Raw genomic sequence first — 12,643 nt, forward strand, 5'->3', positions numbered from 1 at the left:
GGGGCGGTCTCGCTTTTCAGTGGTGGGTCCCGGCTCAGGTGTCGCCGTTGTGCACGGTCTGCCGTTCTGATTGTTTTGTATGTTGTAACTATATTCTCGCGACAGCGCCCGTTGCGAAGCGACGGGACCAACCTATGCAGTCTCCGAACCGGCGCGGACGTGAGTCCGCTGCAAGGGCGGGCATTTTCAGGAGCCTGTTCACAGGTCAGGCGACGAACAGGTTATATATTTATATGAATTAAATAAAAGATATTTAAAAGAAGTACAGAGCAGGTTTTTAAAGGAAACCACGCACTTTGAAATCTGGTCGGCTGGCGCTCTGTAAGCATAACGGTTGTAACCTTATGGAAAGGTCCCTTGCAGTTATTTGTGGGTAACTGAATTCAGCGACCGGAAATGATGCTGGCGAGGCAATTTCTGGCCATTCTGATGGCGGAATGGGATGAATGGCAGGAAGGACGGGCGTCATTTCGTGCAGAAAACAGTCAACGGGGGACTGCAGACGAGCGAAACCCTCCGGCGCCAGCCGGATTTTTCACACAGGAAGGGTTATATGGGGACGGTGGCCAGCCGCGTGTAGTTGTTACCACGCGACATCAGCATGCGCTCTTTCACGCGCCGCTCCAGCTCACGCTGGAGAGCATCCCTGTCGCCGACGAAACGCCCTTTGGCGTAGTCACGCGTCAGCTGCTGTTTCACCAGCGTCACAATGTCCTTACGGGCTCTGTCCGCGTCACGTCGGGCGCGGGCGCGCTTCAGGCCATGCTGTTTACGTTCGGACTGGTAGCTGCGGAACCGTTCGCGCACAAACCGCCAGGCCTTCGCTATCAGCTCGTCCATCTCCAGCGGCTTCAGGTTCTGCTTCTTACGCTGCTGATTCTCCCATTCCACACGGCTGCGCCTCGCGGCCACAACGGCCACGTCAGAGACGTCGAGCGCGGAGAACAGTGCCGGCGTGAAGGTGATATCGGTCGGGATATTGCAGCCAATCTGCGGGTCATACTCGGTCTGATAGGTAATCAGCCCCAGCTCCGCCATAAACGTCAGCGCCCGCGTGGCACGGGTGATGGACAGATTACCGCTTTTCGACTCGGTGGCGAGACCGCACTCGATGGCCAGATTGGTGATGGAGCGCTGAACGCGGTTGGCCAGCGGGTCATAGTGGAAACACAGCCCCTGGAGCAGGGCATCGATGGCCCGGCGGCGCAACAGTGGCGGCATCCGGTGACGTTTACCCAGCGAGCGTAAGAACGCCACATGGATGGAAAAGTCAAAACGGGACGTGAAGCCTTCGGCTTTCGCCATCAGCTTACGACAGAACGGCAGGGTCTTTTTGCCTTCACGCGGCGTGAATGCCGGGTTCGGGTTTTTGACCTGACGGTAATGGGAGAACAGGGTCTGGGCGTCAGTCACACCTTCCCGCACTTATGTTGCACGGAAGGAGTAAATGGCACAGAAACGGGTATTGCAGTTTTCTGAGCATAAAACTATACTCCCTGCATAGAGCAACAGCTTCTATACAGTTTAAGTAGGCCCCGTTAATCTTCTCTTAGTCGCCAAACCTGGTGAAGATTATCGGGGTTTTTGCTTTTCTGGTCCCGGGTAGACACCTCATCAGAACCAGTTCCCTGCCACCTTATGGCGTGGCCAACCAAGAATTCACTAAAACGATCAGTAATCTAGCATCCAATGAGAAAACGTTCAAGAATGTGAAGTCTTTACATCGAGAACGCCGCGTTCAGAAAGTTCACGTTCGAGTAAGGTCTCAATAAACTGAGCTTGAGTGAGCCCTTCCTCTTCACAGATCGTAATCATCCAATCTTTAAGAGGATTTTTAACAAAAACCTTCACTTCTTTATGTGTTTCACGTTTACGCGCAATCGCGGCAAGCTGTCTTTCACTCGCCGACATCGGCTTACCTTTTCGGTAAGAACGCTTTTCTTTCGATGAGGAAGTTACTGCATTTTCGATCTGCGACATCTCTGCCTCCTCAAGGATCAAACTTGGATCGTTTGCAGAGAATACTACAGATATCTGAAATCAGCGACTTAACTTTACGCGTAAGTGTGAGCCATGTTGGCGCATGACTCACCTGGATGGATGTAGATTGCGGATCAAATGACGATGCGACTTAGTATGAAGAATGCCAGTCCGTTCCTCCGTCCCAGCGCGACTGCCAGTGCTGAAGGTAGGTTTGTGCCACTTCCGGCACCTCATTAATAACCAGCACATTCTCGCTATTCCGCGATGCAGCAGAGCGAGTGTAGTTAAAGCTACCAGCCTCAACTGTATGATTATCAACAATAATGACTTTGTCATGCATGATGGCGTAGCGACCGTTGGTGCGCAGCGGAATTCCCGCGTTCACCACGACGTTCATCGCCGCCTGGCTGGCTTTGCTCCGGTTGCCCTTTTCATCAAGCACTATCTTCACATCCACACCACGACGTTTTGCCCTGACAAGCGCACTAACCACCTCCGGAGACGTAAATGAGTAGCCCATCAGCCGAATTTCCTGCTGTGCTGACTCAATCGTCTTAAGGACCAGCTGCAACGCGCTGCCTTCAGGTGAAAAGCCGACCTGAACGGAGGATGCCGCTGCTGCGGGCTGAATACAGCTCAGCGAAAGGCATACCAGACCGGACACGGCCAGCTGGCGAAAGGTGAACTTACGCATTAAATAACCTCAGAAATACTGTTCGGATGTGTTAACCAGAAACGCCGGAGACGGGGAAAACTTGCTTTTACCCTTCTCCGGGGTTGGACAACTGAGCACGGCGAAGGCGTCAGTCTCTTTTAGCGGTATCAGTTGGCGGACGCCTGATTATTTTTTGGTATCACCGGCAGCATGACTGATGGCCTGCTGCAGGGCCTCCGCGCTGGTGTATCCCGGAATAACCGTCACGTTATCAGCACTGACGCCGGCTGACGGGAGAACCACCAGGGCCGGGGTACCGCTGAAGCCCAGCTGCTGCGCAAGTGTGTTTATGCCATTCAGGGTCCCCTGAACATCTGGGGCTGTTTTCGCATCGAACTTCACGGCTTTTGCGGCCGCGCTGATATCAGCATCGGTCAGCTTACCCTCGTTGTGGGCGGTAGCGTAAATCGCGTTGTGATAGTTAAGGTAAGCATCGGCCCCCTTCTGCTTCCAGATCTGAAGCCCGGTTTTCGCCGCACTGAGCGACGCCGGCCAGCGCTGGCCAAATATCGGGAATTCCTTGAACACAAAGCGCACGTCCGGGTTAGCTTTTATTACCTTCTCCAGCTCCGGCGCCAGGCGGGCACAGTAGATGCACTGGTAATCAAAGAATTCAACGACCGTCACTTTCGCATCAGCAGGACCATATGATGGTGTGCCTTTATCGTTCAGCAGCGCTGCCTGATTCTGAACCACGGCGGCCGTCATCGCCTGCTGCTGCTTCTGCTGCTGTTGGGCCTGCAGCTTCTGGCTGACCTCAACCAGCACTTCCGGATGAGCCAGCAGGTAGTCTTTCGCGATTTCACCAATGCGGGCTTCCTGCTCCGGGGTAAAGGCAGCGGCAGGTTTCTCTGCTGCCCCCGCCACGCCGGAGACCAGAAGGCCTGCGGCAAGCATGACTGAAAGGGTTTTATTCATGTTCATCCTGTGCTTTTCTCTTCTCGGTTGTTATCAGTTCGTTCCGCGCTCGGGTGGCGACGCTTCTGACCGCCCTGCGCTGTCGTTTAGCGTGCTCCTGAGCCCTGCGCTCCACGGCATACGCCGCCTCCTCCGCACTCACCGGTGCGACCGGTTCACCGGCAAGGTTTTTACGCCACGCGCCCACCGTCATGGCGCCCAGATACGCATCCGAGCGGGTCACTGCGGCAAGGCAGCGCTTCAGCGTCTTCACGGAAACCTCCAGCCCGCGCCGGCGAATGTCATTGACCATCGCCTCCCGGATGTTGACCGCCAGGAGCTGCGGCTGGCCGTCCGTCACCAGGGCTGGCCAGCAATGCTCCAGGAGCGCGAGCGCGTCCGCAAGCGGCATGACCTTCCGGTACACCGGCTCCGGGGCAGGCTTGCGCCTGGTCGCCCGCATGGCCTCCCGCTCCCGCTCCTGCGCCTGTCGCTCTGCCCACTGCCTGGCTTTCTCTGCTTTTCGCGCGGCCTTCTCGTCCGCCTGCGCCTTTTTCGCGCTCTCATCCACCGCCTGCTTCCTGACCTTCCAGGCAGGCGTCGTGTTCACCACCACGGTCTTTTTACGCGTGACCCGGCCCGGTCCCGCACTGTCCGGTTCACTGCTGTTTACGGCACGCTGACCTTCTGGCTCCGCTTTGCGGCGCAGCGTCAGCGTGGGGCGCCCCTGCTCTTTCATCCTGCCTCCGGATAAATCTGTTTCACGTGTATTCCCCTGACTGACCTTATTCTGACACGGCAGATATCACATCACCATCAGTCCGATGACGGCGAGGTGCACCGCGTAGAACAGCGGGAAAAATTCGCGGGGCCAGAAGCGCGGCACGCGGCAGCAGGTCCGGCTCAGCACCGTCAGGGTAACGCCGGGTATCACCAGACCCGCGATGGCAAAAGCAGGGCTGTCAGCGGCATTCAGCGCGAGTATGGCCAGCGCCAGACACAGCGCCAGCCCCGTGCGCGTGGTGCGCCGACCCGTCATACAGACGCCGCAGGCCAGCATCAGCATGACTACCCCCGCCAGCCCGTAGCTTCCCGCCGAAAACGGCAGCCAGGCCAGAACCAGCATCAGGGACAGCGGCCACGCGCGCGGCCCGTGCTGCTGCATCAGCGCCAGCGCCTGTCCGCTGACCACAAAGACAAACAGGATATTGCCCAGGTCCGGGCGAAGCCCGGCCAGTATCCAACCACCCTGCGCCACACCCGCCCATATCCAGAGCCGGTTCAGGGAGCGCTGCTGAATCTGCGGATGGCGGGCGAGGTTCATGGCCCAGACCAGGCCAAAGAGCGGAAACGCTCCCCTACCGGCAAGACGCAGCAAGTCATTATCCAGTCCGCACAGCATGCTGATGTGGTCGGCCACCATCAGGAGCAGCGCCACGGTTTTGATAAGGTCAGTCTGGCCCGGCGTCCACACAAGCAGACGCTGCAGCCAGCAGTCGGCCACCACCACAAGAGGGAACAGCGGATGGTTTTCAGCGCGCATATCAGTCGCCTCCCAGGGTCTTTTCACGCTCAAGGTCTCGCACCGTTTCGCGCTCCATCTGCTGCAGGCGGTCCCGCTGCACGTTCTCACGCACCACCTGAGACACCGCCTCATCCCGGCGGCGTTCTTCCGGCGCATCCGGCAGCGTGAGGGGAGATGCCGGCGTTTCTTTTATCCGCGCCATATCCCGCACCACATCCCGGACGGCAACGTCAGCCCCACCGGCCGGCCCGTCGCCGCTGCGGGCCATCTCGCGGACCGCCTCTTCAGCACGCTTATCCAGCTCCCGCTGCACCTCAGCCTCCCGGGCCTGCTGCGCCAGCACCTCCGGCGGAACCGTCTCTCCGGGCTGCGTACCGGTGCTGTCGGGCAGGCTGTCGGCCCAGACCCGACCGCCGGTAATGGCGCCGGGGTTCCACGGTCGCGCCTCGCCTTCGAGCCGCACCACCACGCCGCTCTGCGGATTCTCCCTCGCGAGCCGCACACCCTCTTCCATATCCCGCGCCAGCAGCGACTCGCCGTTACGGCTGGCCTGCAGACCCGCAAACGCCGCGTCCCCGCAGCCCATCACCCGGCCTTCACCAGCGAGCCCCTTAAGCCGCCCGTCTCCGGAGGTCAGGGCGCTCAGCCAGACGCCCGCCTGCCTGCCGTTGCGGTCAAAAGCGGGCAGCGCCACGTGCGGCTGCGGGTATTTACGCCCCGGCGAGATAAATTTCGCCATCGAGCCCTCGGGCTGCAGCCCGGCCTGGCGCAGCGCGGCGCGACCGGCAGGCACCTCACCCAGCGCTTTAGCCGTCGCCGTCAGGCGGGCGGCATTCGCGACGGCGCGGTCGCCACGCGGCTCGAGAATGTCATGCGCCGTACTTTTCGCCTGCGATTTTTCCATCGCGGCCACCCACTTATCCCGGTTGTCGGTATAAACCTGCGCGTGCTGCTTCATGCGGCTCAGCGCCACGTAGGCCGACTCGAAGCTCACCATCCGCTTACGTCCGCCGTCCGTGCCCTGCAGGGAGATGGAGAAGGGCTCGCTCGCACCCTGTGAGCCTTCAACGGTAACGGCATAGGCCAGGTCGATGTGCTGCTCTGCCTGTTCCGCTGACGGCGTGAGCGTGCGGGTCTGTTTTCCATCCGACAGCGTGACGCTGTCACCTTTTATCTCACTGACCGACCAGACGCTGTTGGCCACGAAGCCCCGCTCGTTGTCGCTTTTCGAAAAGCGCATCCGGTCGCCTTCCGACACGGTGATGGTGTCCTGACGGTAGAGCGTGACGCCCTCTGTCGCCGCCTGCGCGGGCGACAGGCTGCGGGTGTTGCCCTGCGTATCCTTCAGCGTCACCAGGTGCGCCTCCCCGTCCAGCGCCTCAATGCTGTAATACGTGCTGTCCAGCAGAACCAGGCTGTCGCGGGACGCCTCCCACGTAGCCATGCGCCTCAGCTCCCCGTCGCGGATATTGGCTGGCGTAAGGACCGGCAGCGTGACCTCTTTTTCGCCCACCTCGCCGGCATCCTGACGGGCGTCATGAATCATGGCGTTCACCTGGCGGCGGTCGGCGTTCAGGGCGGTGATAACGATGGTCTGCGCCTGCGCCTCCGGCGTACGCCCCGTGTAGTCCTTCACGATGGCCTCCAGCAGCGTCGCGGGCTCCCCGCCGGGCAGCAGGTCACCGGCCGCCATGGCTTTTGCGATGGCCTCCTCCCGTTCGCGGCTGAACTCCATGACCGAGCTGTCCGGCTGCCAGGCATCCGCCCTGCGCGGCACCTGTGCCGGCGCCACGCGCTCAATGGTCGTCAGGGCGCTGCCGATATCGCGGTTAATCAGGCTGTAGACGGCAGGTTTAAGCTCCGGCGTCTGGCGGACAATCTCCTGCATCACCGCCACGTCAATGGCGCTGCGCTTCTGCAGCAGGCGGAAGGGCTGGCCCGGGGCAATGGACTGCAGCTGGTCGGTATCGCCGCTGGAGACCGCGCGTCCCCCGCCCCCGGCAATCAGGCTGTACGCCTTCGCCATGTCGGCGTTACCGACCATCGAGCTTTCATCCACGAGAAACAGGACGTTGCTGAAGTCCGGTCGTTCGCCGCCGCGCAGCTGCTGCTGCGTGTCGTGAATAAAGGCCGCCAGCGTCTGCGTTTCGGGTACGCCCGCATCTCGCATCTCGCTCACCGCCCGGTGGGTGGGGGCCACGCCGATAACCCGCGGCTGCTCCCGTTCCGGCAGCGTGCCGATGGCCGACATGACCGCCCGGAACTGCGTCGTCTTGCCCACGCCCGCGTAGCCCTGGACCAGGGTAAAACGGTCGGGGGACTCCAGTATCATGCGCGTGGCGTTTTGCTGACCGTCGGTCAGGCCCGCCAGCTGCGCGTCCGGAACCTTATCCATCAGCGGGGTGACGGCCTCCTTTCCCTCAAGGACGTGGCGGATAATGCTTTTTTCAGCGTTGTACGACTGGCGTGAGACCAGCAGCTGCAGGCCGTTTCCCGGCGATACCGGCACCGACAGCAGGTCGCCGCTGCGCACCTGACGGTCCGCTTCCTTTTCGATGGCCTGCAGGCTGAGGCAGTCCTGCTCAAATTCTTTCGCGGCGGCCATCAACTGCGGCTTCGTGAACGCCAGGCCGTTCCCCTCCAGCACCGGAATGGCCAGATGGATAGCCTGCTGCTCCGGCGTGTGCAGACCGGCCTTCTGGTGCGCCAGCGCATCGCCAAGAGCATCCTTCCCGGCGGCCTCCTTCACCTGCGACGTGACAACGTTCCAGGCCGACTGACGCGACAGCTTCTCCGTCGTTTTCTGCGCCGTCTGCGCGGAATAGAGCTGCACCGCCCGGCCGCTGAGCGCCAGTTTGTTCAGCGTGGTGTTATCCAGCTCGCGCTGCGACAGCGAGGCAAAGACCGTGGCGCTGTCGCTCACCGAGCGGCCCGGCGACTCCACCCAGCCCTGACCCACCTTCGCGGCGGTAAACGGACTGTCACCGGCGGGCAGGACCACGTCCGCCTTACGCCCCGGCAGGCTGACGACGAGCCCCGCCTCCCCGAGGGCCTTAACGGTCACCGTATCGCCTCCCTTGAGCCGCACCCCCTGCGCCTGACCCAGCACCGCCAGACGGTCGCCTTCGGCCACCTGCAGCGTGCCGGTGCGGTACAGCGACCAGCTGCTGTTGAGTTCAGACAGGCGGGTCACCCGCGTCTCCCCTTGCGCGTTGCGCAGCGTCAGGCTGTTGTTGCGGCCCGTCACGCGGTCAATGACAAAGCGCTCCCGGCTACGCTCTTCGGCATCCCAGCGCTCCATGACCATCCCCTCCCGGTAGTGGTCGCGCACCTGCTGATGGCGGCTGTCGAGCCAGACCGGCTCCAGCGTGGTGATACTGACCTCCCGCTCGCCCAGCACCTTTTCCGCCTTAAGCGCCTCGCGGACAGCGCCTGCCAGTACGGCCTGCTCGCGCGGGCCGGAGACCTGCGCCACGCTGTGTTCACCTGCGCGGACGCTTCGGGCAAAGTCAGCGGCCAGGCGGCCATACCGCTGCCGCCGGTCAGGCTCGCTGATAACCGAGACCTGCGTCTTCTCACCACCCTGCCACGCGAGCGTGCTCACTCCCGTCTCCTTCATGACGGTCAGGGCGCTGCCGGTCCCGGTGCGCTGGCCGCTGTCGGCTATCAGCAGCTGGACGTTATGGCGCAGCGCGCCGTCGAGCAGCGTCAGCGTTTCTTTCAGGGTCAGCTTCTCCCCCTGGTCAACAATCAGCGTGCTGCCGGGCGTAAAGGCCATACCCTCCGTCAGCCCCCGCCTGTCGGTGATATGCTCGCCGCTGAGGCGCTCATCCTGCATAAGGGCGCTGCGCGAACGCCTGTCGGCGGCGATAATCTGCACGTCACGCCCCTGTTCGCGCGCCATCATCGTCAGTTCCGCCACGCGCTCACGCTGGCCGGCCGCGCCGCCCTGACCCGAAATGATCGCCACCGGCGGACGGTCCTGGGCCAGGACACTCACGGCATCGCTGTATGACCGGCTGCGGGGCACGCTTTTATCCGGAAAAATGTCGGCCTGCCCCGCCCGCTGTAAATCCCGGGTCATCGCCGACACCGACAGCTCGTCCAGCACGTGGATGTTCGAGGTAAACAGCCCCTTCTCTTTATCCAGCGGGATGAGTTGCTCATTTTTTATCGCCGCATCGATGCCGTCACGCGCCATCTCCACCATGCCCGGCCGCGCGGGCAGCTGCCCGAGGGTGGTGGCCAGCAGTTCGGAATACGTGAACCGCGCCCGCCGGTCACTCAGCATCGCAATGGACTGTCCGACACTGCTGTTAATATCAATGGCTTCAGGCGCCGTGACGGGAATATTCCCCTGCACAACCCGCAGGTCTGCCGCCTCGCGGTAGGCTTTAATGTCAAACCCCGTCGCTTTCAGGGTCTGCATCCACTCGGCCATGCGCTGTTCGGGGTCAACCCTCTGCTTCGACTGGCGGGTATCGAGCGCCGCCACGTCGCGGGACTTCAGGGACGCGTCATCACCGACCGCCTCGCTGATGGTCCTGCTGCGGCTGGAATACGGCTCCGTCGGTACGCCCTTCAGCTCCCACATGCCGTGTTTGCCGACCGTCTCAGTCTCATAGCCCATCGCCGCGACGTCATCCTTCAGCGCGGCACGATACAGGCGGCCAAAGGCAATCTGGTTGGCGTAGATATTCTCAATAAACCCGGTTTTGCCCACTTTGTCGCTGCTGAGCGTTCGCCACTCATCGCCATGCTGAGTGGCATTGGCCACCACCGCGTGGGTGTGCAGCTGCGGCTCCTGGTCGCGGCTGGTATCGTGGTTAAACAGCGCCATCACCAGGTTGCCGGTCAGCTGCGTCTCGCTCCTGCCCTCCGTCATAACCCGCGTGGAGGCCATCGCCTCTATCTGCTTAATGGCGGTCTCCACCGCGCGGTTGTGGGCCTCAATAAGACGCTTGTCGCCACCGAGCATGGCCATCACGGAGACACTTTTGGGCGCAGAGAAGGTGAAGTCGTAGCCCGGACGGTGTTTGTTCGCCCCGTCCTGAGTCCGGCTGAGGTCGCTGCCGTCCGGCAGGCGTCCCTCCAGAACCTTCGTAAAGACCTTCTGGTCCACCCCGCCGCTGAGCCCCAGCGCTTCAGCCCCTTTTCCGGCCCAGCGCTCGCCCATACTGCCGATAACGTAATAGTTGTCCTTGTCGGTGTAATAATTGCCCGCGCTGCCGGCGGATTTTACCGATCCGATGCTCATCATCAGATGTATCCTCCCGGCTCAAGATCCTTTTCAGGCGCCCGGTGAACGTTGATGTTCACTTCTTCACGACGCTGCCTCTCCTGAGGAGACAGTTCGTCCTGCTCCGCCTGCCACGCCTCCCATGCCGCCATATCCACTACTTCACCGCTTTCATCGATGCCGGGCGGCAGCTGCTCTGCCTCTTCCGCCTTTGTCTTCAGCTCAGGCTCCACGCCGCCGGCGCCTGCCGCACCTGCTACGGATGCCGCGTCTGCAGCGCGGGGCGCGGGCGTCAGTTGCTGTGGCTGCTGTGGCTGCTGGGGCTGCTGGGGCTGGCCAGCATTCTCCGCACTGCCCTCTGGCGCGATAATGTCTGCATCCGGTTCAAAGAGCATGGCGATGCTGCGGGATTCATGTTCACGTGCAGCCAGCGCGGCATTCAGGCGTTCCTCCGCTTTCCCGTCGATGGTGCGCGGAATGAATTCCGGTGCCACCTTTGGACGCTGCTGATACTTCAGCGCCATTTTCACGGCAGGATAAGGTCCGGGAAGCGTGACGTAGCAGGAGAGATCCGGCAACGTCTGGACGTCGGAGTAACTCACCAGGGTGACGCGCTCCATGTCCTTACCGACCGAGGTACCGTCGCGTACCGGGTCCACACCGTAGGAATACTGCTCGGACGCCTTGAGGATTTCTTTTTCACCGATTTCGCCGGCGGCGAACTCGGCGATATTGCGCGACGGCGAGCGGAAGAAGGCACGGGTGTTCAGCACGTCGAACAGCGTTTCCGCCGGCTTCTGCCCGTAAATATCTTCCAGCTGGGCGTAGGACTGAATGCCAATGACGTAGCAGCCGCCAAACTTACGCGCCTCCGGCAGGATCTCAACCAGGTCCGGCAGCTTGTGCAGGGTCGGCAGCTCGTCGGCGAAGATCCACACGCGGCGGTTACGGTTTTCCCCCATCGCCAGCAGCCCGCGAATGGCGATGGACAACCACATGGAGATAACCGGCTTGAGGGAAGCGTGGGTGTCAGCATTGGAGGAGATAAACAGCCAGCCGTTTTTACCATCCTCACGAACACCGCGCATCCAGTCGCGTATGGTGAATGACTCGCCGTTATTTTCGATGCCCTGCAGATAGCGGATGGCCTTGACGTAGTTGGTCAGCACGGCGCGGATGGAGATGGCTGTTTTCTCGATTTTCTCTTCCACCAGGTTCGCCGCCGGGGAGTTTTTCAGGTACGAGCGCAGCTTCTCAATCTTGATGGAAAGCAGCGTGTCGACCAGCTTGCTGTAGCTGCGGTCCTTGTCGTTGCGCATCAGATAAGCGGCTTCGGCAAAGATGGTACGTCCCGACCCCTGCCAGAAGGGGTCTTCCTTCGTGCCCATAGGAATAAGCGTGTTGGACACGTTGTCGAAGTCAGGCTGCGTCAGGCACTCCCGCCACAGGTCCCATGCAGCGCAGCGCGCATCCAGCGGGTTAAGGATTTTATCCGTAGCCGGATCATAGTAGCTTTTGACGAACTCACAGGAGCGGTCATACACGATGACCATATCGCCACGCTGGCGGGCGTAGTTCATCAGACGGCGGATAACTTCTGATTTACCGGCCCCGACGGTACCGTGCAGACAGAAGTTCTGGATCTCCGAGTCCTTAATAAGCGGCAGCTCACCGATTTTGATGTCGGATGCGAGACCGTCGCGCCTGAGCATTTTCGCCACCGCTTTCGGGTCATCAGTCAGCTGGCGCCCTCCCGTTATCTCGTCCTCACTCTGCTGCTTACCCTGATGGCCCAGAATCCAGGTGGTGACAAAGAAGGTAATAACGCACACCACGGCCGCGATGATGGCGGCAAGAATAAAGGCCGTCCAGACCTGGTCGGCGCACCACTGGATATATTTGTCCTGCAGTATTTGCTGCGCGTTGTACTTCAGCTCATGGCCGTAATAACGGATGGTATAGACAGGCTGGGATTTGAAAATATCGCGCATGGGGGCCAGCGTCTGACACCAGTAATAAACCATGCCGTTCACGAACGTCTGCCAGGTCAGTTTAACCGACAGCGTAATCGCGACAATGATGCCGAAGAGAATGACGAGACAGTACACGATGATATTGGCGATCTGACTGAACATACGGATGCGCATGCTCGCGATCTGACCGCCCTGGGTCATATCCTTTGCATTAAAACTCATGATGTATGGGTCCGGTATAAATGGGTTTTAGACGGTTATGATAAGGCTACATTCAGGAACGGCTACTTACTGGCCTGGCAAATAAGAGG

General features: G+C 60.8%; 9 protein-coding genes and 1 pseudogene. 1 reads left to right on the forward strand and 9 read right to left on the reverse strand.

Translation table 11 applies throughout. The features are described from left to right. Window positions 1-549: 549 nt before the first annotated feature. Complete coding sequence (gene repA / locus ACMWJS_RS20995) at window positions 550-1,425, reverse strand: incFII family plasmid replication initiator RepA (RefSeq protein ID WP_024191793.1); 876 nt, start codon at window positions 1,423-1,425, stop codon at window positions 550-552. Further along, a complete protein-coding gene (gene tap / locus ACMWJS_RS21000; protein WP_011201829.1) occupies window positions 1,406-1,483 on the reverse strand; it encodes a RepA leader peptide Tap in 78 nt (25 codons plus the stop codon). Before tap ends, repA begins: the two co-directional genes overlap by 20 nt. 79 nt (window positions 1,484-1,562) lie before the next feature. Between tap and ACMWJS_RS21005 the strand changes: the two are divergent. After that, window positions 1,563-1,666: pseudogene (locus ACMWJS_RS21005) on the forward strand (replication protein RepA). A gap of 35 nt (window positions 1,667-1,701) precedes the next feature. On the opposite strand, the gene ACMWJS_RS21010 reads toward ACMWJS_RS21005, so the two are convergent. The 7 genes from ACMWJS_RS21010 to traD form a co-directional block, all read right to left on the reverse strand. Beyond that, window positions 1,702-1,980 carry a replication regulatory protein RepA gene (locus tag ACMWJS_RS21010; RefSeq protein WP_008324932.1) on the reverse strand — a complete coding sequence of 93 codons (279 nt, stop codon included), beginning with the start codon at window positions 1,978-1,980 and terminating at the stop codon, window positions 1,702-1,704. 151 nt (window positions 1,981-2,131) lie between these two features. Next, complete coding sequence (locus ACMWJS_RS21015; protein WP_016589852.1) at window positions 2,132-2,677, reverse strand: phospholipase D family protein; 546 nt, start codon at window positions 2,675-2,677, stop codon at window positions 2,132-2,134. 147 nt (window positions 2,678-2,824) lie between these two features. Further along, window positions 2,825-3,616: a DsbA family protein gene (locus ACMWJS_RS21020; RefSeq protein ID WP_414747512.1), complete on the reverse strand. Its 792-nt coding sequence runs from the start codon at window positions 3,614-3,616 to the stop codon at window positions 2,825-2,827. Then, window positions 3,609-4,334, reverse strand: coding sequence for a fertility inhibition protein FinO (locus tag ACMWJS_RS21025; RefSeq protein ID WP_414747513.1), 726 nt, complete (start codon window positions 4,332-4,334; stop codon window positions 3,609-3,611). The genes ACMWJS_RS21020 and ACMWJS_RS21025 overlap by 8 nt, the downstream gene beginning before the upstream one ends. 66 nt (window positions 4,335-4,400) lie before the next feature. Continuing rightward, window positions 4,401-5,138: a type-F conjugative transfer system pilin acetylase TraX gene (gene traX, locus ACMWJS_RS21030; protein WP_414747514.1), complete on the reverse strand. Its 738-nt coding sequence runs from the start codon at window positions 5,136-5,138 to the stop codon at window positions 4,401-4,403. A 1-nt stretch (window position 5,139) separates the two neighbouring features. Continuing rightward, window positions 5,140-10,380 (reverse strand): conjugative transfer relaxase/helicase TraI, encoded by a 5,241-nt coding sequence (gene traI / locus ACMWJS_RS21035; RefSeq protein ID WP_414747515.1) that lies wholly within the window; start codon window positions 10,378-10,380, stop codon window positions 5,140-5,142. Then, a complete protein-coding gene (traD, locus tag ACMWJS_RS21040; RefSeq protein WP_414747516.1) occupies window positions 10,380-12,554 on the reverse strand; it encodes a type IV conjugative transfer system coupling protein TraD in 2,175 nt (724 codons plus the stop codon). Before traD ends, traI begins: the two co-directional genes overlap by 1 nt. Between the last annotated feature and the right edge of the window lie 89 nt (window positions 12,555-12,643).

Origin of the sequence: Enterobacter sp. HK-058-C-ECC, assembly GCF_047531125.1 — a bacterium.
GTDB lineage: Bacteria > Pseudomonadota > Gammaproteobacteria > Enterobacterales > Enterobacteriaceae > Enterobacter > Enterobacter quasiroggenkampii.

Coding starts and splice junctions, on each gene's coding strand:
- tap (WP_011201829.1), bottom strand. CDS start 1,483: ATGCTCAGAAAACTGCAATACCCGTTTCTGTGCCATTTACTCCTTCCG.
- ACMWJS_RS21010 (WP_008324932.1), bottom strand. CDS start 1,980: ATGTCGCAGATCGAAAATGCAGTAACTTCCTCATCGAAAGAAAAGCGT.
- ACMWJS_RS21015 (WP_016589852.1), bottom strand. CDS start 2,677: ATGCGTAAGTTCACCTTTCGCCAGCTGGCCGTGTCCGGTCTGGTATGC.
- ACMWJS_RS21020 (WP_414747512.1), bottom strand. CDS start 3,616: ATGAATAAAACCCTTTCAGTCATGCTTGCCGCAGGCCTTCTGGTCTCC.
- ACMWJS_RS21025 (WP_414747513.1), bottom strand. CDS start 4,334: ATGAAAGAGCAGGGGCGCCCCACGCTGACGCTGCGCCGCAAAGCGGAG.
- traX (WP_414747514.1), bottom strand. CDS start 5,138: ATGCGCGCTGAAAACCATCCGCTGTTCCCTCTTGTGGTGGTGGCCGAC.
- traI (WP_414747515.1), bottom strand. CDS start 10,380: ATGATGAGCATCGGATCGGTAAAATCCGCCGGCAGCGCGGGCAATTAT.
- traD (WP_414747516.1), bottom strand. CDS start 12,554: ATGAGTTTTAATGCAAAGGATATGACCCAGGGCGGTCAGATCGCGAGC.